We start from the raw sequence: 25,721 nt of genomic DNA, 5'->3' as shown, positions 1-25,721 counted from the left end.
TTCCTATCAAGTTGATGTTTGTAAGCAAGCGAGTTTACTAGTATAATTTTTTATGCTCTAGATGTATTCGGAGAATTAGGTGTCTAGAGTGTTTTAGGAGGAATAGATATGTCATCGAGAGATTCATTTAGCAATGTAATTGCAGTCGGTTTTATGTTGTTTGCATTATTCTTTGGAGCAGGGAATTTAATCTTCCCGGTACAATTAGGTCAGTTAGCTGGAGACAATGTTTTCACAGCGAATCTTGGTTTCATTATTACAGGAGTAGGGTTACCTGTTCTTTGTATACTAGCATTAGCATTCTCAGGTAAAAGTGATTTGGAGTCTTTAGCGGGACGAGTTAATCCTGTATATGGTATTTTCTTTACAGTTGCATTATATTTAACAATTGGTCCTTTTTTTGCAATTCCAAGAACGAATACAGTTGCTTATGAAATTGGGATCGTTCCATTCTTAGAAAATCAAACGAGCTATCTTCCGTTATTCCTATTTACAGTTGTGTTCTTTGGGGTAACACTATTCTTTTCTTTAAAGTCTAGTAAGATTGTTGATATTGTTGGGAAAATGTTAACACCGATACTATTAATCGTAATTGCTATTCTTATTATAGCGGCATTTGTGAATCCGATTGGTGCAATCCAAGAGCCTACAGAAACCTATATGTCAAATAGCTTCTTTAAAGGTTTCCAAGAAGGCTATAACACAATGGATGCACTTGCAGCATTTGTATTTGGAATTATCATTATTAACATCATGAAGCAGCGCGGAGCAACTTCTAAAAAACAAATCATGATTTCAACAGGTAAAGTTGCATTAGTAGCAGGGGTTTTACTAGCAGTTATTTATTCTTCACTTGCATTCTTAGGTGCAACAAGTGTAGAAGGTCTTGGATTCTTAGATAATGGTGGATCAATACTATCTGCTGCCTCTCTACACTTCTTTGGTTGGTATGGTAAAGTTATTCTTGCAGTGATTGTTATCGCAGCTTGTTTAACAACAAGTATTGGACTTATTACATCTTGTGCGTCTTATTTCTCAAAATTAATTCCTGCTCTTTCTTATAAGAAATGGGCTGTTGTCTTTACAGTATTTAGTGCGGTAATTTCAAACTTCGGTTTAAGTTCAATTATCAGTTTTTCTATACCAGTTTTAGTAGCTCTATATCCATTAGCGATTTGTTTGATGGCATTGACATTCTTACACCCACTATTCAAGGGACGTAAGGAAGTATACCAAGTCAGTATTTTAGTTACATTGATCCTAAGTGTAAATGATGGATTAAATGCAGCAGGTGTAAAAATTGCTGCTTTAAATGACTTTTTAGCATCAGTTCTTCCATTATACTCAGTTGGGTTAGGCTGGATTGTACCAGCAATAATCGGTGGTGTAATTGGTTATTTAATTAGTATCATTAAACATGGTGCTCTTAACCCAGAGCCAATTAAAGAATAAGACGAAAAGCTACTTATAACATAAAGTTGTAAGTAGCCTTTTTTATGTAAGTAGCGTTCGCTTTGTGTTAAATATATATCTTGTTATAATAGAAAGTAGGATTGTTACTGGTAAAGCAGGCAAAACCTAAGTAAGGTGTTTCTGTTTTAGGAGACAGTTTATTTAGGTTTTTTCATTTTATACGAAAGAGGGATTTGGGATGAAACTGATTGCTTCAGATTTAGATGGGACTCTATTAAACAATAATCATAAAGTAAGTGAGGCAAATGTACGCGCGATTCAAAAGGCAATGGATAAAGGGGTAAAGTTTGTAGTTGTAACAGGGAGATCTTATGATGCTGCAAACATGCCTATTAAAGAAGTAGGAATTACTTGTCCAATTATTACTTTGAACGGCGCTAGTTCTTTTGATATAAACGGGAACGTTTTACGTGACATTCCAATGGATAAATTGGTTTGTAAAAAGGTATACACAGCATGTCATAATGGTGAAATGTATACGGAGTTCTTTACCAACAAGGGCTTGTTTTCTTTTGGAAGAGATAGCTTTATTGATCGGATGACTAGATGGTGGAAAACAGTCAATCCAAATTTTACAGATGAAGAAATTAATCAAAAAATTGAACAGCGTTTCCAAGATGAAAGTGTCCAGTTTATCGAGAGTTATGAACAATTAGAGGCCATTGATGATTTAAAAATATATAAACTTTTAAGCTTTGCGGACGATGAGGAAAGACATCAGCAGGTGTATAATGAGCTAATAGATGAGACCGGAGTGGTGATCACTTCTTCTGGTTACTTAAATCTAGAGTTTAACCACCCAGAAGCTATCAAGGGCTTAGCCCTAGCAGAATTAGCTAAAAGCATGGGGATTGAAATGAAGGATGTCATGTCGATGGGAGATAACCTAAACGATAAAAGTATGCTTGAAATGGCTGGCCGTGGTGTTGCCATGGGGAATGCTGATAAAGAAATACTAGGCATCTGTAAATTTCATACAAAAACAAATGAAGAAGATGGGGTAGCTTTCGCAATAGAAGAAATGCTAAAAGAGCATTATTAATAAAATGTACAAGCATACGTAGGGAATCTATTTAGGGACGGGGTGGATGCATGAAAATCGAAAAGGTTTTAAATAACAATGTTGTGATGTGTAGAAATGAACTCGATCAAGAAATAGTGGTCATGGGCAAGGGCTTGGCTTTTCAACGAAAGTCTGGAGATACTATTGATGCTTCGAAAATTGAGAAAACATTTATCTTGCAAAAACATGGGATTACCGAAAAGCTTGCCAAGTTACTCGAAGATACATCAGAGCTGTATTTAAGTATTTCCTCCAAAATTTTAGAATATGCTAAAACTCAATTACCTAATAAACTAGATGATTACCTATATGTGGCTTTAACAGACCACCTTAGTTTCGCCATTAGTAGGCATAACCAAGGGATTCAATTGAAAAATGCCCTATTATGGGAAATTCGAAAATATTATAGACCAGAATTCCAAATTGCATTAAAAGCCTTGGATATTATTAAAAAAGAGACGGGTATTAGACTTGATGAAGACGAGGCTGCGTCAATTGCTCTACATTTGGTAAATGGGCAACTCTCAGGAGATAATATGGGAGCAGCCGTTCAGATTGCACAGATGGTAAATGATATACTAAACATAGTGAAAGGTCACTTTGATATGGAGCTTGATGAGACTTCTGTGAACTATGAACGATTTGTAACCCATCTTCGCTTCTTTGGAATGAGGTATATGCGCAAGGAAAAATTAACTGATTCCATTGAAGATTTTTTCCATAATCAGATCAAACTTAAATATTCAGATGCTTATAAATGTACGAAGAAAGTTTCAAAGTTTTTAAAGACAGAGTTTGGTTGGAAGATTTCCAAGGAAGAAGAAGTTTATTTGACCGTACATATTCATCGAGTCACAAATCGACATAAAAATCTGTGATTACGTAGATTGTAAGAGAATTACTACCGTATGAAACGCAAATTAATAAATGATGAAAGGGGTCTACCAAATGAGCAAATTTATTGGATATGTTGGTACTTATACAAAAGGGGACAGCAAAGGAGTCTATACGTTTACTTTAGATACAGATGAACAAAAAATTGAGGATGTAAAGCTTGCGGCAACTTTAGGTAATCCTACATATGTAACAGTGAGCCAGGATAATCGTTTTCTTTATTCGGTTATAAAAGATGGAGAATCGGGTGGAGTTGCTGCTTATGAAATCGATAGCCAAACAGGTGATTTAAAGCCAGTAAACCATAATGTTTCAGAAGGGGCATCACCTTGTCATGTCAGTGTAAACCAGGCAAATAACCAAGTTTTAACGGCTAACTATCATAAAGGCACAATTGAACTGTATTCAGTTAACAGTCAAACAGGAGGAATTGAATCTTCCCAATCGGTTGTTTCACATCAAGGTAAGGGGCCACATGAAAGACAAGAAAAACCTCATACCCATTTCTCAGGATTTACTCCAGATGAAAGATATGTGGTGGCAGTTGATTTAGGCATTGATAAGCTCATCACTTATGCAGTAGAGAATGGGTCATTACATGAAGTAAGTAGTTTATCGGTTCGACCAGGAAGCGGGCCAAGACATATTGCTTTCCATCCTAATGGGAAACATGCATATCTGATGACAGAGATAAGCAATGAAGTGGTTGTTTTAGCCTATGACAGTAGCAATGGAAGTTTTACGGAACTTCAATATATTTCAACCATTCCTGAGGACTTTACTGAAAACAGTCAAGGTAGTGCTATACATATTTCAAAGGATGGGAAGTTTGTATATGCGGCTAACCGTGGGCATAACAGTATTGCTGTTTTCCAAGTGAATGAGGCAACAGGGGAGTTAACATTAGTAGAAATGGCTTCGTCAAAAGGGGATTGGCCACGTGACTTTGTATTTGATCCATCAGAAAAATTCATCGTGGGCTCAAACCAGGAATCAAGCAACCTTGTGTTATATGCGAGGGACGAACAAACTGGAAAATTAACACTAATTGATTCAGATATCACTGTACCATACCCAGTCTGCGTGAAATTTTTACATAGTTAAAATAAAGAAGAGGGCCTGGGAAAAGTACCAGGTTCCTTTTTTTGTAATTCAGGACTATCCTATGTAAGCGTTTTAGTATAAAATGATTATAATAGAATAATAGTTTATATTATCCAGGTGAAAGTAAATGCTTATGGATGATATTTGTTTAAGGGAGTTTTGGGTTATGAAATATAATCAAGTTAGACGAAGTGATGGCGGTACAAGAAGAGAATATGTCTACTCCTATCTAAATGAAAAAATTATAGATTTTTCGTTATGTCCGGGTTCTCCAATTTCAGAATCTGAGATTGGGTCTCAGCTAAGTGTTAGCAGAACACCGATTAGGGAAGCTTTGATGCAACTTGCAAAGGAAGGATTAATAGAAATAAAGCCACAGATAGGGACTTTTGTATCTTTAATCGATCCGAAACATATTGAGGAATCGCGATTTATGAGGAAAGCTGTGGAGCTTGCTGTGATTCGAGAAGCGACGGAAAAACTAACTCCTGACTCATTATATAAATTAGAAAAATGCTTAACTATGCAGGAAATTGCCTTACGGGAAGAAAACGAAAAAGACTTTTTAGCTTATGATGATGAATTTCATGAACTCATTTATAAAGGGTTAGGGATGGACCGTATTTGGAAAGGAATCGACCAAATGAACGGGCAGTATAAGAGGGTTCGAATGCTTCGACTTATCACAACTAAGGCTGCGGATTGGGAGACTGTTTTGGATGAACATAGAGCTATTTTTAATGCTCTTAAATGTAAGGATGTTAAAGCGGCAGAGGCGGTTGTAACTGAGCATATTACAAAAGGTATAGCTCATTTGTATGAATTTAAGAAGGAACAACCTGACTATTTTAAGAAAGAAAGTATTTTGATTTAATTTTAATAGCTAAAAACCCACTCATCCGTATGGTAGAGTGGGTTTGTCTTAATCCATTTCCTTTTGAAGTTCTTCCATTTTGCGTGTTATCAAGGGATAAAAATATTTCCTGGCACTTGTTGTAGAGTTGCCGCCGAAAAATCCAGTTCCTGGACAGGTTTTCACATTATAGTCAGGCCCTTTATCCAGCACTCTTTCGCCGTTTCGCAGATCCCACCAATGATGGTAGGTAATACTGTCAACGGAAGGGGTTAATCCAAATTTAAGGCTAAGAGCCGCATTGACATAAATAATTGTGTCGCTTTGTTCTTTCGTCATCCCATCATGGCCAATATCAAAATTTCCAAGGTGTTCAATTGCAATGCCGACAGAGTTAGCCTTACTACCAATTGTGCCTTCTGGGACAATATGTAGTGGCCTTGAGACAGCAACTTTCCCATCTGGAAAAGTCGTAATATTTTGGGCGATATGCTTCCAGCCCATCTGATTCTTATGATAATTTTCCATACCGGTTAACAGCCCAAAATGGTTGGAGCCGTTAAACCGACTATAGTCTGGGACCCATGTATGATGCTGCTGGATTAGGCTTATTTTTCGTTTAATCTTCTGATTGAAGAGCCAATCTTTAAATTCTTCTTTTGTCATTAAAATGTGTTCCCCTTGCATATTCATCCTTCTCGGGGCAATTTTGAGAATCTGTCCTGGAACGACTTTTTCAGTTGTAAGCTTGTTTGTCGTTTTAATCTGCTCAGGGGATGTATGAAATTTTGAAGAAAGCTTCTGCAAGGAATCTCCAGCAACAACCTCATAGGAAATGGGAACCCATAGCTTCTGTCCGACAACAAATAAATCTGATTGAATCCCATTGGTGATTTTTAGTTCTTCTACAGAGATTTTAAATTTTTTTGCAATCCCAGGTAAAGTATCACCAGCTTGGACGACATATATATTTTCAGTGCTATTTGCTCCTACATCTGTAGGGAGGAAAGCGATAAAGATTAAGAAAAAAACTCCAATTACAAATGCTATCCTGTTTATCATGGCTCGTTCCTTTCATTACATGTTAGTATTAGTTTGTAAAAGAAATCTAATATTATGCTTTTTAGGTATTTAGTGTAGGTTCTTTTCAATTTTTAGAGGAAATTAGTGACAGAAAGCGAAGTAGTACTACGAAGTATATAGTATAAATCCGTCTTCACTTAGGAAGAAATTCAAAAAGTCCGGTAAAAATGACACGTCGAATTTCATCGTTGGCTTGCTTTTGCGTTGCTCACGTATTAAGAACATACGCTCCGCTACTCAAAGCTGCGCCGCCTTGAACTTCTTGGTCCTTTTTATCCTCCTTTTTGAACACGAATCTTAGAAAGAAGGCAACGGGCGGCAAGGAGGAAAAAGTCATGCTAGAGTTTGAACCATACATAGATCAATTTGCAAGAATAAAAGTAATAGGTGTTGGCGGTGGTGGAAATAATGCCGTGAATCGAATGATTGAAGCAGGGGTAGAAGGTGTTGAATTCATAGCAGTAAACACCGATGGACAAGCACTTAATCAATCAAAAGCAGAAATCACCATTCAAATTGGTGCATCTTTAACGCGGGGGCTTGGTGCGGGTGCCAATCCCGAAATAGGGATGAGAGCCGTTGAAGAAAGCAAGAAAGAGATTGAGGATGCTTTAAGAGGAGCGGACATGGTCTTTGTCACAGCTGGAATGGGCGGTGGTACTGGTACTGGAGCAGCACCAGAAATTGCAAGAATCGCTAAGAAGCTAGGCTCATTAACAATAGGCGTTGTAACAAGACCATTCCGATTTGAAGGCCGTAAGCGTGCTGTTAATGCAGATGCAGGAATTGATGCAATGAAGGAAGCGGTTGATACCTTAATAATCATTCCCAATGAGAAATTATTGGAGATTGTCGATAAGCGTACACCGATGATTGAAGCCTTCCGCGAAGCAGACAATGTTCTCCTTCGAGGGGTACAAGGGATTTCCGATTTAATTGCGGTACCAGGTTTAATTAATCTGGATTTCGCGGATGTAAAAACAGTCATGTCACATAGAGGAACAGCTTTGATGGGAATCGGTATGGCAAAAGGGGACGGGCGTGCAGTTGAAGCGGCTAATAAAGCAATCAATAGTCCACTTCTTGAAACATCTATAAGCGGAGCACGTGGTGTCATTTTAAATATTACAGGCGGAAGAAATTTAAGCCTATTCGAAATACAAGAAGCGGCTGACGTGATTTCATCAGCAACACATGAAGATCTAAACATGATCTTTGGATCAGTCATTAATGACAATTTGAAAGATGAAATTATCGTGACAGTCATTGCGACAGGATTTACTGAAAATTAAAGAGAAGAGGCATCCCTTTTGGAGGTGCCTCTTTGCCTTTTAAGGAAGTAGATAGCCAGCAGCTTGAAAAATACTGTACCAATCTTCACGGGATAACTGAACTTCACTTGCCTTCACGGAATCCTTTAATCGCTCTATATTCATGGTTCCAATTACCGGCTGCATGTTAGCTGGATGACGTAATAGCCAAGCAATTGCAATGGTCGTATTCGATACACTGTATTTTTCTGCAATTTCATCAATTTTTTGATTTAATTCTGGACATTTTTCATTGCCGAGAAAAGGTCCTTCAAAATAACCATATTGAAAAGGTGACCATGGTTGAATGGTAATGTCATTCAATCGGCAAAAATCAAGGACATCTCCATCACGGTTAATGGATTGATCAATTTGCATATTAGCTGTAACGCCACTTGCAATCATGTGGGCATTTGGGATGCTTAATTGCAGCTGATTTGCGACAATTGGTTGCTTTACATATTTTTTTAATAACTGTATTTGCATCGGCTTTTGATTAGATACCCCAAAATGACGAACCTTCCCTGAGGATTCCAACACATCGAATGCTTCTGCAACCTCTTCAGGCTCAACGAGGGCATCCGGACGATGTAAAAGGAGAACATCAAGATAGTCCGTTTTAAGTCGTTTTAAGATTCCGTCAACGGAATTAAGGATATGTTCTTTTGAAAAATCAAACATACCTTTTCGAATGCCACATTTTGATTGAAGAATAATTTTCTCCCTTACATCATCGTTCATATGTATTGCATCTGCAAAGATTTCTTCACAAGTACCACTACCGTAAATATCGGCATGGTCAAAAAAGTTCGCTCCGTTTTCTAATGCCGTTTGCACAAACGCTTCTGCCTCAGGCTTCTCTAATGAGTTGATTCTCATACACCCTACTGCCACAACTGGAACCTCTAGTGAACTGGTGCCTAGTTTTATTTTTCGCATTGTGTTAAACCTCCAAGTTTTAATATAGGACTGTTATTACTGTTGCCCATTTCTAGTCTACATATTTCGATATGGATTGGAAAGTATAGAAAAAAGGGAGGTTTTGTGATGAATCGAATAAAACGTTTATTCATGCTGTTATTATTAGCATTTCCGATGTTTTTCTTAATGGGTTGTGGAGATGACGAAAGACCTGAGGAAGGCGAGGACATTGAAGAGATCGAAGAGGAAGATGAGATCGGTGACGGCGAGATCGATGATGAGTAGAAGGTAAAAAGGAGCTCCCCCAAAACTTGGGAGGAACTCCTTTTTTAGTTATGCAGTTGTTGTTGCTGTTTTAGTATCTTTTTTCGCGTTGATTCGTTTTGTTAGGAATGGAACTGCGAATCTATCTACACCATAGTAGTATGTTGCAGCGCCTGCGAATAAGAGAACTACTGCTAATGTGTAAAGTACTGGGTTTGTGCTAACTGTTCCAGCAAGTAAGAAGTTCAGGTTCATGAATGCACCTGCGATTAATGCTGGGATTGTTGCAGCACCAAAGATTAATCCAAGTCCAACTAGAACTTCGCCCCATGGAATGAGTACGTTAATGATTTCAACGTTTGGAAGGGCAAAGCCTTCTAGGAATGTTGCGTACCAACCTGCTACTGCTGGGTGTTCGCCACCAGCCTTTGCAAGTGCTCCTTGTAGGAATCCGCCTGCGTCAAATCCTCCAGTTAATTTATGAAAACCAGCTTCTAGCCATTGAATACCTAACCATACACGTAATACTGTCCAAATAATTGCCATTTTAGGTCCTTTTAAGAATGTTCTCATCTTAATCTCCCCTTTTATTTTATATTGTGAAATTATTCACAAGATGTTTTAAAAAAAATATGATTGCTTTAGCTGCCAGCTTTTGTAGTTAGTTTGTGAAGTTTTTCACTAACTTTCTACACTCTTAATATACAGCGGATTTTCAATTAAAGCAATAGGCTTCACAAATATGACACAATTGTTTTTTGGTTGTATTTTTAGGCCCAATTTTAAAGTGTTGTATAGGTGATTATATAATCACCGAAAATTTAAATAAGGGAAAATTTTTGAAAAAGTGTTTGACTTTGGGTATTTTACAATCTATAATCCATTTATAAAGTAAAACTAGAACGTATTAATTGAATAAAGGACTCTTATCCAGAGCGGTGGAGGGACATGGCCCTACGAAACCCGGCAACCTTCAAGATTATTCTTGAAAAGGTGCTAATTCCATCAGGTGAAAACACCTGAAAGATAAGAGGAGGAAAAATCCCTCTTCTTATAGAAGAGGGATTTTTTTATCGTCAGGGTATGAAAGTTAGTTTTTGTATTAGTACTATTCCTAGTTTGCCTATAAAAATACTGGAGGTATAAACATGAAAAAAATAAGCGTTTTCTTAACTGCTGTATTACTGTTGATCGGAATTGTAGGTTGTTCGAATAGCTCAAGCAAAGCTAGCCAAGGAAGTGAAAAACCTGAAAAAATCACATTAGATTATGCCTTTTATTCGCCTACAAGTCTTGTGTTAAAAGAGTTTGGGTGGGCTGAGGAAGCATTCAAAGAAGAGGGAATTAAGGTTGAATTTGTTTTAAGTCAAGGAAGTAATAAAGCATTAGAATTTTTAAATAGTGGAAGTGCGGACTTCGGTTCATCTGCAGGGGCAGCAGCTCTCATGGCTAAAGCAAAGGGAGCTCCAATTGAATCCGTGTATATTTACTCAAAGCCAGAGTGGACAGCATTAGTGGCAAATAAAGATTCAAAGATACAAAGTATAAGTGATTTAAAAGGGAAAAAGGTTGCGGCAACCATCGGGACAGATCCATATATTTTTCTATTACGTGCATTAAATGAGGAAGGGTTAAGTCCTTCAGATGTTGAAATCGTTAATCTACAGCATGGAGATGGAGCGGCAGCGTTATCTTCTGGTCAGGTAGATGCATGGTCAGGGTTAGATCCTCATATGGCAAGAGTTGAATTAGAAACGGATGCGAACCTTTTTTACCGCAATGCAGATTTTAATACGTATGGAACCTTAAATGTGCGTTCAGAGTTTGCGGAAAAATATCCTAAGTACGTTGAAAAAGTCATTGAGGTTTACGAAAAGGCCCGTAAATGGGTGTTAGAAAATCCTGAAGAAGCAGCGGAAATTTTAGCTAAGTCCGCAAATATTGATATTGAAGTTGCAAATAAACAATTAAATGAACGAAATGATTTTTCTAATCCCGTTCCTGGTGAAATACAAATTGAGGCATTAACAGAAGCGGGTAAGGTGCTTCAAGCACAGGACATCATCGGAAAAGATGTTGAATTGGATCAACTAGTTGAAGAATTAATTAATCCTACGTTTGCGGAAAACGTAATTAAACAATAGAGGTTAGTGCCTCTTTCGTAACGGCACTCCCTCGTGATAGGAGAGGTTAAAATGAGCACAAAAGGCGGAGCGTTGACTAGACAAATTAAGGTGAAGTCAAAGCGTGAGTTTGCGTTATCGGGAAGTGTAAAAGTAATCCTACTTGGGAGTATCATCCCAGCTATTTTACTGGTGGTTTGGCAATATTTAAGCCATATTGGTGTCCTTGAAGGGCATCTTATGCCAGCACCAACGGTTATCCTTGCGAAAATAATTGAATTTGCTGGAGATGGAAGTCTTTGGGGCCATATCGGCATTACTTTATATCGAATCTTTTTTGGTTTTCTAATCGGAGTTGTTGCTGCTGTTATCTTTGGTTCATTGGTCGGCTATTTTAGAATTGCGGAACAGTTACTCGACCCGATGATTCAGGCTTTCCGTTCGATTCCGTCCCTTGCTTGGGTGCCCCTTTTTATACTGTGGATGGGGATTGCAGAACCGTCAAAAATTACACTAATCGCAGTTGGAGTGTTTTTTCCGGTTTATTTAAACATCGTGTCAGGCATTCAAGGTGTTGACCGAAAGTTGATCGAGGTAGGGAAAATCTATAATTTTTCAACGTTTGAGTTAATTAGAAAGGTTATATTGCCTGCATCCCTTCCTTCTTTTTTAGTAGGAATCCGAAGCGGGTTAGGGCTAGGGTGGATGTTTGTCGTTGCGGCTGAATTAATGGGTGCTAGTCAGGGGATTGGATATTTGCTTGTTGTTGGCCAAAACTCCTATTCTCCTGAAACGGTCATCGCAAGCATTGTACTATTTGCGATTTTAGGTAAAATAACGGACTCCATTTTGAAGAAAACAGAGGAAAAAACACTTCACTGGCAGGACAGCTTTGTGAAGTAGACCTGAAAGGATGAATAAAGATGCTGGCAGTTCAAAATGTCTCTAGAACCTTTTCGAACGGTACGACAGGGTTTAAAAATATAAACCTTGAAACAAAACAAGGTGAAATTGTGGGTGTACTAGGTACGAGTGGGTGTGGAAAAAGCACCTTATTGCGTGTCCTAGCTGGATTAGATTCCGAATATACAGGTACGGTGAAAATAAGCGGTGACATAATTAAGTCCGTTCATGAAAAGGTTGGCGTTATTTTTCAAGAATCGCGTTTAATGCCATGGTTGACAGTATTAGAAAATATCTCGTTTGGTTTAAAGAATGATAGTAAGAAAGGTGAAAAAGCTCAGGAATATGTAAAGCTAGTAGGATTGCAAGGATTTGAAAATCATTATCCAAAGGATATCTCCGGTGGGATGGCACAACGAGTATCGATTGCTCGTGCACTTATCACAGCACCTCAAGTTTTACTATTAGATGAGCCATTTAGTGCACTTGATGCATTTACTAAAATGCAGTTGCAGGATTTGCTGCTGACGATTTGGGAGAAATACAAATCAACGATGATCGTCGTTACTCATGATATCGATGAAGCACTTTATTTATGTGACCGGATTGTAATTTTAAAGGGGCAACCGGGTGAAATCTATCAAACGATACAAATTGATGATCCAAAACCCAGGTCCCGTGGGGATATAAAATTGGCACAATTGAAGGCAGAAATATTATCTCTATTAAGCTAAAGAAAGGGGAGAGTTGAATTGACAACCACACAATTAGGTGCGATAAGACCTTTTGATGAGACCTATAATCTAAAAGACTATGAACAGGTGTATAAGGACTTTTCGTGGGAAGAGGTTGAAAAGGATTTTAGTTGGTATCAGACAGGGCAAGTCAATATGGCTTATGAATGTATTGACAGGCATGTAGAAGATGGGTATGGAGACAAAGTCGCCCTTCACTACATAAATGACGATGAGGAACAAATTTTCACATTTAAAAATATCAAAGAAAAGTCGGACCATCTAGCATCGGTGTTAAAAAAGTACGGAGTGAATAAGGGAGATATTGTGTTTATCTTTTTGCCGAAAAATCCGGAAATGTATATTGCGATGATTGCGGCGGTTAAAATAGGAGCCGTTGCAGGACCGCTTTTTGAAGCATTTATGGAGGATGCGGTAAGGGATCGGATTTCGGACTGTGAGGGTCGTTTCCTAATCACAGATTCGGATTTGGTAAAAAGAGTCCCAAAACAAGACTTGCCTTCCCTCGAAACAGTGTTTATTACGGAGGGGCCAGAGAGGTGTCAGGAAAATGAAATCTCACTTGTAGAAGCACTACCAGAAACGAAATGCGAGAACAGTGTCATAGAATGGTTGGAGCTTGAAGATCGCCTTAATATTCACTATACAAGTGGGTCAACCGGGAAACCAAAGGGAATTGTGCATGCCCATCGCGCAATGATTCAGCAGTACCAAACGGGAAAATGGGTCCTTGATTTAAAAGAGGATGATATTTATTGGTGTACAGCACATCCCGGCTGGGTGACAGGAACGGTGTACGGAATCTTTGCTCCTTGGCTAAATCGTGCCACAATTGTCGTTAACGGTGGGAGATTTAATGCAGATTCCTGGTATTCCACAATTGAAAAAACAGGGGTAACGGTTTGGTATAGTGCCCCTACAGCATTCAGGATGCTAAAAGCAGAGGGCAATGAAGTGCTAAATAAATACGATTTACGTTCATTACGGCATATTCTAAGTGTGGGAGAACCGTTAAATCCTGAAGTTATTACCTGGGGGATTGAAACTTTAGGGAAAAGAATCCATGATACATGGTGGATGACAGAAACGGGCGGACAATTGATCGTCAATCTTCCATCTGAGGTCATTAAACCGGGCTCAATGGGAAGACCTTTTCCAGGTATTGAAGTTGCAATAATCGACGATGACGGAAATCCGCTTCCAAATGGTCAGGTTGGTCACCTTGGCATTAAGGCATCGTGGCCATCAATCATGAGAGAAGTTTGGAAAAATGAAGAGAAATATCATTCATACTTTGTAAATGGTTGGTATGTATCAGGTGATTTGGCTATTTTAGATGAGGATGGTTATGTGTTTTTCCAAGGGCGAAGCGATGATATGATTAATTCTTCTGGAGAGCGAATAGGTCCATTTGAGGTCGAAAGTAAGCTAATTGAACATCAAGCGGTTGCTGAAGCCGGTGTCATCGGAAAGCCAGATCCAATAAGAGGGGAAATCGTAAAGGCCTTTATCGTTCTAAAGAATGGTTACAGTCCAACGAAAGATTTACTAGAGGATATCCGCGTGTTTGTAAAACAACATCTTGCGGCACATTCCGCTCCAAGGGAAATTGAAGTATTGGATGAACTGCCGAAAACAAAGATTAGCGGTAAAATTTTAAGAAGAGAGCTAAAAGCACGAGAACTTGCAAGGGAAGTCCTTCAATAAGCCGAGTGTGCTTGATTAATATATGTGTGAAAACAGCGCGAGTATGGACTTGCGCTGTTTTTTTTTAATAAAGGAACTTACTATGAAATTGTTCAAAAGTAACGAAATAGTTGATTGCGACACACGACAGGTTTGTATCGGTCATCTGAGTCAGAAACCCCAGTTGATTGCGATACGCGGCAGGTTGTATCGTTCATCGGAGTCAGAAATCCGAGTTGATTGCGACACGCGACAGGTTGTATCGTTCATCGGAGTCAGAAAACCGAGTTGATTGCGACACGCGACAGGTTGTATCGTTCATCCGAGTCAGAAATCTCACTTGATTGCGACACACGACAGGTTGTATCGTTCATCGGAGTCAGAAATCCGAGTTGATTGCGACACGCGACAGGTTGTATTGGTCATCCGAGTCCGAAATCCCAGTTGATTGCGACACGCGACAGGTTGTATCGTTCATTCGAGTCAGAAATCCCACTTGATTGCGACACGCGACAGGTTGCAGCGTTCATCCGAGTCAGAAAACCTAGTTGATTGCGACACGCGGCAGGTTGTATCGGTCATCCGAGTCAGAAAACCTAGTTGATTGCGACACACGACAGGTTGTATCGTTCATCGGAGTCAGAAATCCGAGTTGATTGCGACACGCGGCAGGTTGTATCGGTCATCCGAGTCAGAAATCTCACTTGATTGCGACATGCGACAGGTTGTATCGGTCATCCGGGTCAGAAAACCTAGTTGATTGCGACACACGGCAGGTTGCAGCGTTCATCCGAGTCAGAAATCCTAGTTGATTGCGACACGCGACAGGTTGTTCCCGTCATCCGAGTCCGAATCACATTTTATCTCTTATCAAAGACAATGTCAGTTTACACTTCATATCTTAGGCTTTCCTATACGATAACGGTCAAATATATTTAGATTCATTATTTTGAATAAAAGCCTAATGTCTCACAAGAGGACCATATAAATGTTATAATTTGTGAAAAAGGGCGGTGGGTAGATTGTGTTTAATTTTGTTTGCCTATCAGGCACATCCTGTTTATAAATTAATTGTTGCGGCCAACCGGGATGAGTTTCTTCAACGGCCAACGGCTCCGATTCATTTTTGGGAGGATGAGCCTACTTTGTTGGCTGGAAGAGATCTTGAAAAAATGGGAACCTGGATGGGTGTCACCAAAGCTGGACGTTTTGCAGCTATAACGAATTATCGGGATCCAAGTGAAGTCTCAGTAGGAAAACAATCTAGAGGAACACTTGTAAAAGATGCTCTCATCTATAAAGGCGATATTGCGGAGTATATGCAGCAGCTAGAAGGGACGAACTCCCAGTATCCCGGCTACAATCTCTTAGTAGGTGACCCAGAACATCTCTATTATTATTCGAATGTCGGAAAAAGTTTGGAAAAGGTACAACCAGGTATCCACGGGCTAAGCAACCATTTACTTGATACAGGTTGGCCGAAAGTTCAAAAAGGTAAAGAGGAACTTTCAAAGATCATTAAAGGAGAAGATTTAGTAGAAAACCTGTTCGAGCTACTCCAAAACACAGACCGCCCGAACGACAACCTTCTACCCAAAACTGGCGTGTCTCTCGAATGGGAACGGATTCTTTCTTCATTATTTATTCAAACAAATGGGTATGGGACAAGAAGCTCGACCGTATTATTAATGTCGGATACAGAAATTCAATATGTTGAGCGGGTGCACGCTAGTACGGGACAGAGCAATAAAGAGTTTCGCTTTCCGATTAAGTCGTAAAGAGATCGTTTAGCCGATGGTATATAATAGAACAAAGATGATAAATCTACTAAAATGGGGAAACTAGTCGAAAATGGGGTATGGAGTACGAACGTATATATATTGTACTCTATTTTTTGTTTCTATTTTTCATTTATGTTACAGCTTGATAACAAGCGGAATTAAGGTGTATTTCATCTTGAAAGACCCATTATTCTGTGTCAATATGGAGAATGTGATAATTGTCGAAAAAACGTATATAGCAATTCATGTCTACTTATTCAGTAGGGCGTAATTTTGATATAGATACTAGGGAGATCGATAAAAAATGAATAATAAAGCAGTCATTTTAGGTTGCAATTACTATATAGGGTTAAGCACGATAAGGTGTTTAGGGAGACAAGGTATACATACGGTTGCAGTGGATTATTCATATGAAAATACGTATGGTGCAGATTCAAAATACTGTACGGAGCATATTATTGCACCACATTACAGAAAAGATACAGAAGGCTTTATTGCTTTTTTAAAAGAATATGCAAGAAAGCAGACAGCAAAGCCTGTTCTGATCCCTTGTCATGACAACTATGTGGAGGTCATTGACCAATATTTAAATGAACTAAAAGAGTACTATCTCATTCCGCAAACGGAGCAGGGTCTTTATACGAAAACAATGGATAAACAACTCCTTCATCAGTTAGCAACTGAACATGGAATGCTTGTTCCAGAAACGGTTCGTTTAAATGAAGAAAATTTTTATGAAAAGATCGAGGAAACGATCAAATATCCATGCGTTGTAAAGCCAACTGATTCACCAACCTTTGTTTCGATTTTTCGTAAAAAGTTATTTATCGTTAACAATCGCGAGGAGTTAGACGAAGCTCTCCAAAAGGCAAAGGAAGCGAAACAAGAGGTAATTGTTCAGCGAATCATTCCAGGATTTGATGATCATATGTATACCTTTGATGCTTATTTAAATCAGGATGCGAAGGTTACTCATTGGGTGACTGCTCAAAAATTCCGCCAATATCCGATCAATTTTGGGGCGTCTGTGTACACAGGGCAACGCTATGTTCCTGAGTTATATGAAATCGGTTCGCGCTTTTTAGAGGCGATTGGCTTTAAAGGATTTGTAGAAATTGAGTTTAAAAAGGATGCCGAAACTGGACAATATTATTTAATTGAATTAAATGTGAGGATTACCAATTTTAATGTGTTATTAAATAAAGTAGGTTTTAACTTCCCTTACATTACATATCGAGAACTTACGGGTAATCCACTTCCTCCAAAAGGCCTTAAGCATGATACGAATCAAGTGTTTTGGTATGCCTATGAGGATTTTTATGCTGTGAAGGGCTATCTAAAAACAGGTCAGCTTTCACTTGGTGAAGTTATTCGTTCTTATTTTAAACCAAAGGCCTACGCAATTTGGGACTGGAACGATCCAAAACCGTTTATCTCATTTGTAAAAATGATATCAGGAAAGAAATCAAAGAAACGTTAAGAAAAGAGGGAACAAAATGGTTAAATTACATGAGCTTCTAACAGCAATTGAGGTTCAAAAAACCATTGATGATCAGGATATTGAAATTAGTGGACTATCATACCATTCTGGAAAGGTAAAGGACGGACATCTTTTCGTATGTATAAAAGGCTATAAAACAGATGGCCATAAATACCTCTCGCAGGCAATTTCAAATGGTGCAGTGGCTTGTGTTGTTGAGGATGTGCAAGAAGGATTAGAGATTCCTCAAATCGTGGTAAAAAATAGCCGTATTGCATTAGCTCGTCTTGCAGCTGAGTTTTATGGGAAGCCATCTGAAAAAATGAATATGATTGGGATTACAGCAACAAACGGGAAAACTACAACTTCGTTTATGACGAATGCCATTTTAGAGGAAGAAGGTTACAGAACAGGTCTTATTGGTACAGTATCCATTAAGATTGACGATTTTGCGATTCCTTCTGAACTAACAACTCCTGAATCCCTTGATCTACAGTTCTACTTGGGTCAAATGGTAGATAAAGATGTATCCCATGTGACAATGGAGGTTTCATCAAACGCACTAGAAACACATCGTGTTGAAGCGGTAGATTATGATATTGTCACTCTAAATAATATCAGTCGTGAGCACATTGATTCCCACGGCTCTTTTGAAAAGTATTTTGAAGTGAAATCAGGTTTAATCCGCCATGCAAGTGAAAAAAGCTTTGCCATTTTAAATCTGGATGATGAGTATTCTACTTCCTTAATTGATCAAACGAAGGCACAGGTTATTACATTTGGTTTAGACAGCAAAGATGGTCATATTGCCTGCAAAAATTTGGATTTGACCACTGGTAGAGCGAAGTTTACAATTGAGATTTTAAAGCCTTTTTCTCGCTATGAAACCAAGATTGAACCAGGCGAATTCAAGATCGAACTATCTGTTCCTGGTTTGCACTCTGTGTATAATGCGATGGTGGCTATTACAATTGGGCTTCTTTGCGGAGTGCCGGTATCCTCCATACAAAAAGGATTAAAAAACTTTGGTGGAGTGGAACGTCGCTTTGAGTTTATTTTTGAAGAGGACATTAAAATCGTTGATGATCACTTTGCGAATGCAGGGAATATTGATGTGACCCTTCAAACTTTAAAATATATGGAATATAAGGATCTCCATTTAGTCTATGCGATTCGTGGAGAGCGAGGCCCGACGGTTAACCGTGAAAATGCAGAGGCTATCGTCAAGTGGGCAAAAACGTTAGGGTTCAACGAAATCATTGCCACAAAGAGCGTCTCCCATGTCACTTCAAAGGACTACGTAACTGATGAAGAAACAGCCGTGTTCGAGGAAGTTATGACAGAGGCAGGAATTCAGGTTGCTCTTTACGATGAGCTTGATGACGCCATTGAACAAGCCTTAACCCATGCTGAGCCAGGGGATGTTGTAATCCTTGCGGGTGCACAAGGCATGGACTACGGTGCAGGTGTTGCCCTACAGCAAATTGCAAAAATGAGACCTAATTTATCACGTGAAAAATTATTCTTCCCATTACGCAACCGTGTAGCCGGACTAACAAAAGAACAACGCCAAATGCTAGGACGCAGTGATGGGTAAAATAAAAGGCAAAAGCGATCTGTAAAAATCTAAGATGTAAAGGTGATTATAACTATGTGTGGCTTCGTTGGTTTTGCTGATTCAAAGCTTGAAATAGATAAAGTACAAGTAATAAATGAAATGATGGATACAATAATTCATAGAGGTCCAGATAGTGGTAATCACTATTCGGACGAACATGCAACATTAGGTTTTCGTCGCCTAAGTATCATTGACTTATCGGAAGAAGGAAGTCAGCCAATGTTCAATGAAGACGGGAGCTGTGTATTAGTCTTCAATGGCGAAATCTATAACTATCAAGAACTTCGCGAGGATCTCATTCAAAAAGGTCATATTTTCAAAAGTGATGCAGACAGCGAAGTCGTCATCCATGCTTATGAAGAATATGGAGTAGACCTTTTACAAAAGGTACGCGGGATGTTTGCATTTGCAATTTGGGATAAAAACAATGAATCCATGTTTTTGGCGCGTGACTTCTTTGGAATTAAGCCTTTATACTATTCACAAAATACAACAGACAACTCACTTATTTTCGGCTCTGAAATCAAAGCATTTTTAAAGCAGCCAGCATTTAAGAAAGAGTTAAATAAAGATGCGATAAAACCATATTTAACCTTCCAATATTCAGTGCTTGATGAGACTTTCTTCAAGGGTGTCTATAAATTAAAGCCTGGGCATTACATGATTTATAAAAAAGGAAATCTTGAAATTAAGCCATATTGGGATGTTAATTTTGATGCAGATAATAAAGGACTTGACCACTATATTGAAGAAATTAATAATACATTAAAAGAATCGGTTAACTATCACAAAATCAGTGATGTTAAAGTTGGCTCTTTCTTATCCGGTGGGGTTGACTCTAGTTATATCACCGCTTTATTAATGCCAAACAAAACGTTTTCTGTTGGATTCCAGGATTATGAAGGAATTTTCAATGAAACCAATTTGGCTAAAGACTTATCCGACATACTTGAAATAGAGAACTATAAAGAACTGATGACGGCAGATCAGGCATTTGAAATGCTACCAACAATCCAATACCACATGGACGAACCGCAATCAAATTTATCCTCTGTTCCGTTATACTTTTTATCAAAATTAGCAAGTGAGCATGTAACAGTTGTTCTTTCTGGTGAAGGGGCAGATGAGATCTTCGGAGGCTATGTCTGGTACCAGAAGTCTGCGAAGCTAGAAAAATACGAAAAGATTCCATTTGGGATTCGTCGTGCGATAGCCGCTGTAAGTGGTGCTCTTCCGAAAAATACTATCACAAACTTCCTTGTAAAAGGTGGCCAACCGGTAGAAGAAAAGTTCATCGGCCAAGCAAAAGTATTCGAGGAAGAAGATGCTCGTAAAGTCTTAAAAGAGGAATATCAAACCGGCCCTTCTATTCAAAGTATTACGAAAAAAGTGTATGATGATGTAAAGGGAAAAGACGATGTCACTAAAATGCAGTATCTTGACCTTAAACTTTGGTTGCCAGGGGATATCCTTTTAAAAGCAGACAAAATGAGTATGGCTCACTCGATTGAATTACGGGTTCCGTTCTTAGATAAAGAAGTGATGTCCATGGCATCACACATCCCAAGTAATTTGCGTGTGAATCAAATAGATACAAAGTATGCTCTTCGTGCAGCATCGAAAAAAGTGCTACCAGAGGAATGGTCAAATCGTGAAAAGGTTGGATTCCCAGTTCCAATGAGACACTGGCTCCGTGAAGAGAAATACTACAACATTGTAAAAGAAATGTTTGAATCCGATATTGCGAAAGAATTCTTCCATACAGAAGAGCTCGTTAAATATCTTGATGACCATTTCCACGGAAGACATAACTACGCAAGATACATCTATACGGTCTATGTATTCCTTGTATGGTACAAGAAATTTTTTGTTGAGTTATAAAGTCTGTTCTTTTCACATATACATGGTTTCTAGTAATTGTCTAATGATTGTCTTACAGAGTAAAGGGGCAGATAGAAGTGAAAAAAATAGTAAGAGGACTATTATTTTTGAATTTCGTTTGTGTCGTTTATTTAATGCTGAATGTCGAAACGGTTAAAGGCATTGCTAGAAGTTTGATTGAAGGAACAGACGGGTTCTCAACTGGGTTGCAGCATGTGTATGCCCAGGAAAAGAACCCATATCGAGAGGTGTCAAATGGTAAAGTAGAAGTATTCATACCAGTTGAAAAGATTCTACAATTACCGGAGCTCCCAAACGGCTGTGAAATTACGTCACTTACTTCCGTGTTGAATTTTCACGGTTATAGAGTTTCAAAAGTGGATATGGCTGATCATTATTTACCGAAGGAGCCTTTTACAACGATCAACAATGTTCTATATGGACCAGATCCTAATAAGGCATATGCAGGAAACCCAAGAGAATGGAGCGGATTCTTCTCTTATGCCCCTCCAATTGTACAAGCAGCGAATGCGTATTTAGGAAAAGAAGGGGCTCAAATAGAACCTGTTGACCTAAGTGGAAGCACTCGTGAGGAAATCATAATGGAGCTTGAAGAAGGGAACCCTGTGGTTGTTTGGGTAACTCTAGACTTAAGTAAGAAAAAGGTTAATTATTCTTGGAATATTCGTGACTCAAAAACAGAGTTTAATGCTCCTACAAACTTGCATGCTGTGGTTCTTAATGGTTATGTAGGTGATAAGGTGCATGTCATGAATCCGTTGCAAGGTCAAGTCACATACGATGCAGATGCGTTTTTTGCGAGCTATGTTGACTTAGGGAGTCATGCAATGACTGTTAAGTAAAAACGAAACTAGGTGTTAACATGGAACAAAAAACATTAGGCGTTATCGGTGGCATGGGTCCAAAGGCTACTTCTGTATTTTTTGATAAAATTGTCAACCAAACAGAAGCACATAAGGACCAGGACCATCTAAATATGGTAATTCTTAATCATGCTACCCTTCCAGACCGGACAAATGCAATCCTTACAAATACAGGCGAGACGTTCTTAGATGCTGTTAAAAATGATTTCAAGTTGCTAGAAGCAGCGGGTGTCGCTAATATTGCAATTCCTTGTAACACATCTCATTATTTTTACGATGAGCTTCAGAAGCTGACGAATATCCCTATCATCAACATGGTCGAAGAAACAATTAAAGAAATTCATAATCGGCATGGTGAAGGTACGAAGGTCGGAATTCTTGCAACAAACGGTACGATTCGCAGTGGAATCTATGCAGATGTTTGTAAGAAATATAACCTAGAGCTGTTGGCTCCAAATGATAGCTTACAAGAAAAGGTCATGGATATTATTTATAACAATGTAAAAAGTGATCTTGATGTTGATTCTAGTGAACTTGAACAGCTAATCAAACATCTTGTTGAACAAGAGCATTGTAAAATCGTAATATTGGCTTGTACGGAATTGTCCTGTATTAAATTAAGTGATGAGGCTGTTAAAAGCAGTATTGATGCAATGAATGTACTTGTTGAAAGATCGATTTTACGTTCAGGTAAGCATGTAAAATAAATTGCAACGCCAACAAATGAAAACGAACCAGTTCTAACTGGAAACTAAACTCACCTTCATACGGTGAGTTTTTTTATAGTATAATTCAAGATGCTTGTCGAATTTTTGGGGAATTTAGCGTCCCTAGCGCTTGTCCAAAAATCTAAGCAAATCTAGTATTTTCAAGTGTTTATGAAATATAATTGTAATATTACTTTGACGTTTTAAGACAATTTTTTATGATATAATACAAAACGTGAGAATATATAGCAAAATATGATACTTTTGGTGAAAAATGAATATTTTTCATCTTTTTATAGGTTGCTAGTTTGGTAGAAGGAGATGTGGCCGGTTGAAAAGAAAACTTCTTATGATTGGAATGGGTATATCAATAGGACTTGGAAGTTTATTGACATCTATGCCTAATACTGTATTAGCGGTTCAAAAGAATGAAGAGCTAGAAAATGAAAAGCAAGAAGTTCAGGAAAAAAAGACAGAAGTAGAGTCTGAAATCTCCCAAAAGGAGGGGGCTCTTAATGAAGTCAAACAACAACAGGTTAGTGTTGAGCAGGAAATCAAAAGACTTGATTTTGCAGTGAGTGAAACGAGAGGTAAAATTGAGAGTATAAAAGCAAAGATTCAAGAAACGAAAGAAGAAATTGAGCGTCTTGAGGCGGAAATGAAAGTGCTCGAGGAACGGATTCAAAAACGGGACGAGCTTATCAAGGAGCGGATGCGCAGTCTTCAGCAAAGTGGTGGAGTGGTTAGTTATGTAGATGTGTTACTCGGTGCAAAAAGTTTTAATGATTTTATCAACCGAGTTAGTGCGGTATCTACATTTGTACAAGCTGACCGTGAAATTATGAAAGAACATGAAGCAGATATTAAATTACTTGAGGAAAATAAAGCAGAGGTAAAGACCTTACTTGCACAGCAGGAAGACCAATTAAAAGAACTTGATCGGTTAGAGGTTCAGCTCCAAGCACAAATTCAAGAACAAAATAAAGTGATGAAGCAATTAGAGGCCCAGGAGCAGAAAATGCATGAAGAGCTCCATGCGTTAGAGGATGTTGGAGAATTATTAGCTGCGCAGGAAAAGGCAATTCAAATGGAAATCAATGCATGGAATCAAAGGCAAAAGGAACTTGAAGAGCAACGAAGAAAAGCCGAAGAAGAACGGAAAAAGGCTGAAGAGGAACGGAAAAAGGCCGAAGAAGCTGGTACTACACTGCCACCACTACCACCAGCACCTCCAGCTGCTGTGAACAATAGTGGGTTTATTAATCCAACAACAGGCCGAGTCACATCCGAATTTGGAATGCGCTGGGGAAAAATGCATTTTGGGATTGATATCGGAAAAGGTGGACGACCAGGAAACATTCCAATTTATGCGGCAGCAGGCGGTACGGTTACACGCTCACGCCTTGAAAGTAGCTACGGTAATGTCATCATGATTACCCACTATATCAATGGACGTCAAATGACCACCGTTTATGCGCACTTACAGGAACGTTTCGTTGGTCAATACGACCGAGTGGAACAAGGAGATTTGATCGGATACATGGGGAATACAGGTGACTCGACTGGTCCGCATCTTCATTTTGAAATCTATAACGGACCCTATAGTCCAACTCAATACAGTGGAGGACACTCAAACGCAGTGAACCCACGTCAATATATTTCCTTTTAAGGATTAACGCGCCCGACCAAAAATGGTCGGGGTTTTTTGTTATGGGATTAAGACGTCACCGTTTTCCAACAAAATAAAAAACCCACATCTCATGTGGGTTTAGCAACTTATAATGTTTTTGCCTTCTTTTTTAAGCCCTCAAAATCGAGGATATGAATATCCCTTTGTCCATTTACCTCAATTAGGTTTTCAGAAATAAATTTAACAAACTTCCGGCTAATGGTTTCAGGTGTTGTGCCGATGAGAGACGCTAGAACCTTTTTAGTAATAGGGAGCTTAAAGCGGCCATCTTTGGAGCGAACCCTGTCATTGAACAAGAGGAGCACGCTTGCTAATCTCTGTTCAACCTCCATTAGGCTAAGTAAGCTCATCCACTCGTCGGCTTGATAAATCCGCTCATTTAATGCCCGCATGAAGCGGAGGGCCATTTTGTGATTTCGCTCTAACGTATTAAAAAAATCCTGTTTTTGAATCGTATAAATAACAGTATCGTTAATTGCTACTGCATTCGCATAATGATTTTCTGATTGAAGCATCGCGGACTGGCCGAAAAAGTCATCAGGGAATAAGAGACGAACGATTTGTTCTTTACCGTCCTCTGCCACTTTTGTAATTTTAATGATCCCCTCACTAATAATATATAGGGTATCGGAAGGATCACCTTCTCTAAAAATCACTTCCCCTTTTTGATAATCGCGAATTTGCGTAACCTTTTGTAAAAGGTTCATTTCCTTCTCATTTAAACCATGAAAAATAGGTACCTGTCGAATAGAGCTTGGATCATGTGGACTGCTAATCATACAGAACACTTTTTCTCCTTTCAAATGCCCATAAAATGCGGACTCTTGTTGTACTATAGTTTACCTACCTTGTCGAAGTCTAAACGACTTATCGTTTCGAAAGTGTAAGAGCATGACTTACTTTTTTCGGTTCCTTTACTTCAAGAGGATTGTTGTACTACAATAGAGTTTCACTTTATGTTATTCCAAAACTTTTTATTTAAAAAAATTACTTGTAAAACTTGATTTACATCAAGGAAACTTTCTGTTTTCGACTATAAGATAAGAATAACATATTTATTAAGAATTATGACTATATAATGACACTTATTTTGCCTATTTTTTTGGCTTTTTTCAGTAATTTTCCAATGTAAGCATTTTACTAGAAATCAGTGGAAAATGAGGTATAGTAGGTGTAGACGTCATATTTCTATAAAATACAAATATTGTCTATTAAGTATTACAAGTATGTAATGTAATATGGAGGCTA

21 protein-coding genes, 1 pseudogene and 1 riboswitch are annotated in these 25,721 nt (G+C 38.5%); of the genes and pseudogenes, 18 read left to right on the top strand and 4 right to left on the bottom strand.

Annotation, left to right across the window (positions count from 1 at the left end; translation table 11 throughout):
- Positions 1–108: 108 nt before the first annotated feature.
- From brnQ to ACFSFW_RS17590, 5 genes are all read left to right on the top strand, one after another.
- Entirely contained in the window at positions 109–1,452 is a 1,344-nt protein-coding gene (gene brnQ, locus ACFSFW_RS17610; protein WP_388040164.1) for a branched-chain amino acid transport system II carrier protein, read from the top strand.
- Positions 1,453–1,651: 199 nt separating this feature from the next.
- Entirely contained in the window at positions 1,652–2,515 is an 864-nt protein-coding gene (locus tag ACFSFW_RS17605) for a Cof-type HAD-IIB family hydrolase (RefSeq protein ID WP_388040162.1), read from the top strand.
- A gap of 50 nt (positions 2,516–2,565) precedes the next feature.
- Positions 2,566–3,414, top strand: coding sequence for a BglG family transcription antiterminator LicT (gene licT / locus ACFSFW_RS17600; RefSeq protein WP_388040160.1), 849 nt, complete (start codon positions 2,566–2,568; stop codon positions 3,412–3,414).
- Between the two features lie 70 nt (positions 3,415–3,484).
- Complete coding sequence (locus ACFSFW_RS17595; RefSeq protein WP_388040158.1) at positions 3,485–4,534, top strand: lactonase family protein; 1,050 nt, start codon at positions 3,485–3,487, stop codon at positions 4,532–4,534.
- Between the two features lie 166 nt (positions 4,535–4,700).
- A complete protein-coding gene (locus tag ACFSFW_RS17590; RefSeq protein ID WP_388040156.1) occupies positions 4,701–5,408 on the top strand; it encodes a GntR family transcriptional regulator in 708 nt (235 codons plus the stop codon).
- A gap of 48 nt (positions 5,409–5,456) precedes the next feature.
- Here ACFSFW_RS17590 and ACFSFW_RS17585 read toward each other — a convergent pair whose 3' ends face one another.
- Positions 5,457–6,449 (bottom strand): LysM peptidoglycan-binding domain-containing protein, encoded by a 993-nt coding sequence (locus ACFSFW_RS17585; protein WP_388040154.1) that lies wholly within the window; start codon positions 6,447–6,449, stop codon positions 5,457–5,459.
- 356 nt (positions 6,450–6,805) lie between these two features.
- Between ACFSFW_RS17585 and ftsZ the strand changes: the two are divergent.
- Positions 6,806–7,759 (top strand): annotated as a pseudogene (gene ftsZ / locus ACFSFW_RS17580) (cell division protein FtsZ); the annotation flags it as partial.
- Positions 7,760–7,801: 42 nt separating this feature from the next.
- Here ftsZ and ACFSFW_RS17575 read toward each other — a convergent pair.
- Entirely contained in the window at positions 7,802–8,719 is a 918-nt protein-coding gene (locus ACFSFW_RS17575; protein ID WP_304213605.1) for an aldo/keto reductase, read from the bottom strand.
- A gap of 108 nt (positions 8,720–8,827) precedes the next feature.
- Between ACFSFW_RS17575 and ACFSFW_RS17570 the strand changes: the two genes are divergently transcribed.
- Positions 8,828–8,986, top strand: coding sequence for a hypothetical protein (locus ACFSFW_RS17570; protein ID WP_180271102.1), 159 nt, complete (start codon positions 8,828–8,830; stop codon positions 8,984–8,986).
- Between the two features lie 48 nt (positions 8,987–9,034).
- Here the strand turns inward: ACFSFW_RS17570 and ACFSFW_RS17565 are convergent, their stop codons facing one another.
- The gene (locus tag ACFSFW_RS17565) at positions 9,035–9,538 is read right to left on the bottom strand and encodes a DoxX family membrane protein (RefSeq protein WP_388040152.1); all 504 of its coding nucleotides are present in this window, start codon (positions 9,536–9,538) and stop codon (positions 9,035–9,037) included.
- A 350-nt stretch (positions 9,539–9,888) separates the two neighbouring features.
- Positions 9,889–9,998: riboswitch (SAM riboswitch) on the top strand.
- Between the two features lie 115 nt (positions 9,999–10,113).
- Between ACFSFW_RS17565 and ACFSFW_RS17560 the strand changes: the two genes are divergently transcribed.
- From ACFSFW_RS17560 to ACFSFW_RS17510, 11 genes are all read left to right on the top strand, one after another.
- Positions 10,114–11,109 carry an aliphatic sulfonate ABC transporter substrate-binding protein gene (locus ACFSFW_RS17560; protein WP_388040150.1) on the top strand — a complete coding sequence of 332 codons (996 nt, stop codon included), beginning with the start codon at positions 10,114–10,116 and terminating at the stop codon, positions 11,107–11,109.
- 51 nt (positions 11,110–11,160) lie between these two features.
- Positions 11,161–11,991, top strand: coding sequence for an ABC transporter permease (locus ACFSFW_RS17555; RefSeq protein ID WP_388040148.1), 831 nt, complete (start codon positions 11,161–11,163; stop codon positions 11,989–11,991).
- 20 nt (positions 11,992–12,011) lie between these two features.
- Positions 12,012–12,725, top strand: coding sequence for an ABC transporter ATP-binding protein (locus ACFSFW_RS17550; RefSeq protein WP_388040146.1), 714 nt, complete (start codon positions 12,012–12,014; stop codon positions 12,723–12,725).
- An 18-nt stretch (positions 12,726–12,743) separates the two neighbouring features.
- Positions 12,744–14,453 (top strand): acetate--CoA ligase, encoded by a 1,710-nt coding sequence (gene acsA, locus ACFSFW_RS17545; RefSeq protein WP_388040145.1) that lies wholly within the window; start codon positions 12,744–12,746, stop codon positions 14,451–14,453.
- A gap of 1,001 nt (positions 14,454–15,454) precedes the next feature.
- On the top strand, positions 15,455–16,210 hold the full coding sequence (locus ACFSFW_RS17540) for an NRDE family protein (RefSeq protein ID WP_388040143.1): 756 nt from the start codon (positions 15,455–15,457) through the stop codon (positions 16,208–16,210).
- A gap of 307 nt (positions 16,211–16,517) precedes the next feature.
- Positions 16,518–17,693 (top strand): carboxylate--amine ligase, encoded by a 1,176-nt coding sequence (locus tag ACFSFW_RS17535; RefSeq protein ID WP_388040141.1) that lies wholly within the window; start codon positions 16,518–16,520, stop codon positions 17,691–17,693.
- Positions 17,694–17,709: 16 nt separating this feature from the next.
- Positions 17,710–19,290 (top strand): Mur ligase family protein, encoded by a 1,581-nt coding sequence (locus ACFSFW_RS17530; RefSeq protein WP_388040140.1) that lies wholly within the window; start codon positions 17,710–17,712, stop codon positions 19,288–19,290.
- A 54-nt stretch (positions 19,291–19,344) separates the two neighbouring features.
- Positions 19,345–21,192, top strand: coding sequence for an asparagine synthase (glutamine-hydrolyzing) (asnB, locus tag ACFSFW_RS17525; protein ID WP_304213622.1), 1,848 nt, complete (start codon positions 19,345–19,347; stop codon positions 21,190–21,192).
- A 77-nt stretch (positions 21,193–21,269) separates the two neighbouring features.
- A complete protein-coding gene (locus ACFSFW_RS17520; protein ID WP_304213624.1) occupies positions 21,270–22,055 on the top strand; it encodes a C39 family peptidase in 786 nt (261 codons plus the stop codon).
- 20 nt (positions 22,056–22,075) lie between these two features.
- Entirely contained in the window at positions 22,076–22,783 is a 708-nt protein-coding gene (gene cuyB, locus ACFSFW_RS17515; protein ID WP_304213626.1) for a cysteate racemase, read from the top strand.
- 331 nt (positions 22,784–23,114) lie between these two features.
- On the top strand, positions 23,115–24,452 hold the full coding sequence (locus ACFSFW_RS17510) for a murein hydrolase activator EnvC family protein (RefSeq protein ID WP_388040137.1): 1,338 nt from the start codon (positions 23,115–23,117) through the stop codon (positions 24,450–24,452).
- A 107-nt stretch (positions 24,453–24,559) separates the two neighbouring features.
- On the opposite strand, the gene ACFSFW_RS17505 is transcribed toward ACFSFW_RS17510, so the two are convergent.
- Positions 24,560–25,252, bottom strand: a complete 693-nt coding sequence (locus tag ACFSFW_RS17505) for a Crp/Fnr family transcriptional regulator (protein ID WP_309100796.1) — start codon at positions 25,250–25,252, stop codon at positions 24,560–24,562.
- Positions 25,253–25,721 lie beyond the last annotated feature (469 nt).

The sequence above is a fragment of the Ferdinandcohnia salidurans genome, assembly GCF_042680725.1.
GTDB lineage: Bacteria > Bacillota > Bacilli > Bacillales > Bacillaceae_L > Ferdinandcohnia > Ferdinandcohnia salidurans.
The sequence above is the reverse complement of the archived record's forward strand: the minus strand, read 5'-3'. Positions and strand labels throughout refer to the sequence as shown.

Coding starts and splice junctions, on each gene's coding strand:
- brnQ (WP_388040164.1), top strand. CDS start 109: ATGTCATCGAGAGATTCATTTAGCAATGTAATTGCAGTCGGTTTTATG.
- ACFSFW_RS17605 (WP_388040162.1), top strand. CDS start 1,652: ATGAAACTGATTGCTTCAGATTTAGATGGGACTCTATTAAACAATAAT.
- licT (WP_388040160.1), top strand. CDS start 2,566: ATGAAAATCGAAAAGGTTTTAAATAACAATGTTGTGATGTGTAGAAAT.
- ACFSFW_RS17595 (WP_388040158.1), top strand. CDS start 3,485: ATGAGCAAATTTATTGGATATGTTGGTACTTATACAAAAGGGGACAGC.
- ACFSFW_RS17590 (WP_388040156.1), top strand. CDS start 4,701: ATGAAATATAATCAAGTTAGACGAAGTGATGGCGGTACAAGAAGAGAA.
- ACFSFW_RS17585 (WP_388040154.1), bottom strand. CDS start 6,449: ATGATAAACAGGATAGCATTTGTAATTGGAGTTTTTTTCTTAATCTTT.
- ACFSFW_RS17575 (WP_304213605.1), bottom strand. CDS start 8,719: ATGCGAAAAATAAAACTAGGCACCAGTTCACTAGAGGTTCCAGTTGTG.
- ACFSFW_RS17570 (WP_180271102.1), top strand. CDS start 8,828: ATGAATCGAATAAAACGTTTATTCATGCTGTTATTATTAGCATTTCCG.
- ACFSFW_RS17565 (WP_388040152.1), bottom strand. CDS start 9,538: ATGAGAACATTCTTAAAAGGACCTAAAATGGCAATTATTTGGACAGTA.
- ACFSFW_RS17560 (WP_388040150.1), top strand. CDS start 10,114: ATGAAAAAAATAAGCGTTTTCTTAACTGCTGTATTACTGTTGATCGGA.
- ACFSFW_RS17555 (WP_388040148.1), top strand. CDS start 11,161: ATGAGCACAAAAGGCGGAGCGTTGACTAGACAAATTAAGGTGAAGTCA.
- ACFSFW_RS17550 (WP_388040146.1), top strand. CDS start 12,012: ATGCTGGCAGTTCAAAATGTCTCTAGAACCTTTTCGAACGGTACGACA.
- ACFSFW_RS17535 (WP_388040141.1), top strand. CDS start 16,518: ATGAATAATAAAGCAGTCATTTTAGGTTGCAATTACTATATAGGGTTA.
- ACFSFW_RS17530 (WP_388040140.1), top strand. CDS start 17,710: ATGGTTAAATTACATGAGCTTCTAACAGCAATTGAGGTTCAAAAAACC.
- asnB (WP_304213622.1), top strand. CDS start 19,345: ATGTGTGGCTTCGTTGGTTTTGCTGATTCAAAGCTTGAAATAGATAAA.
- cuyB (WP_304213626.1), top strand. CDS start 22,076: ATGGAACAAAAAACATTAGGCGTTATCGGTGGCATGGGTCCAAAGGCT.
- ACFSFW_RS17505 (WP_309100796.1), bottom strand. CDS start 25,252: ATGATTAGCAGTCCACATGATCCAAGCTCTATTCGACAGGTACCTATT.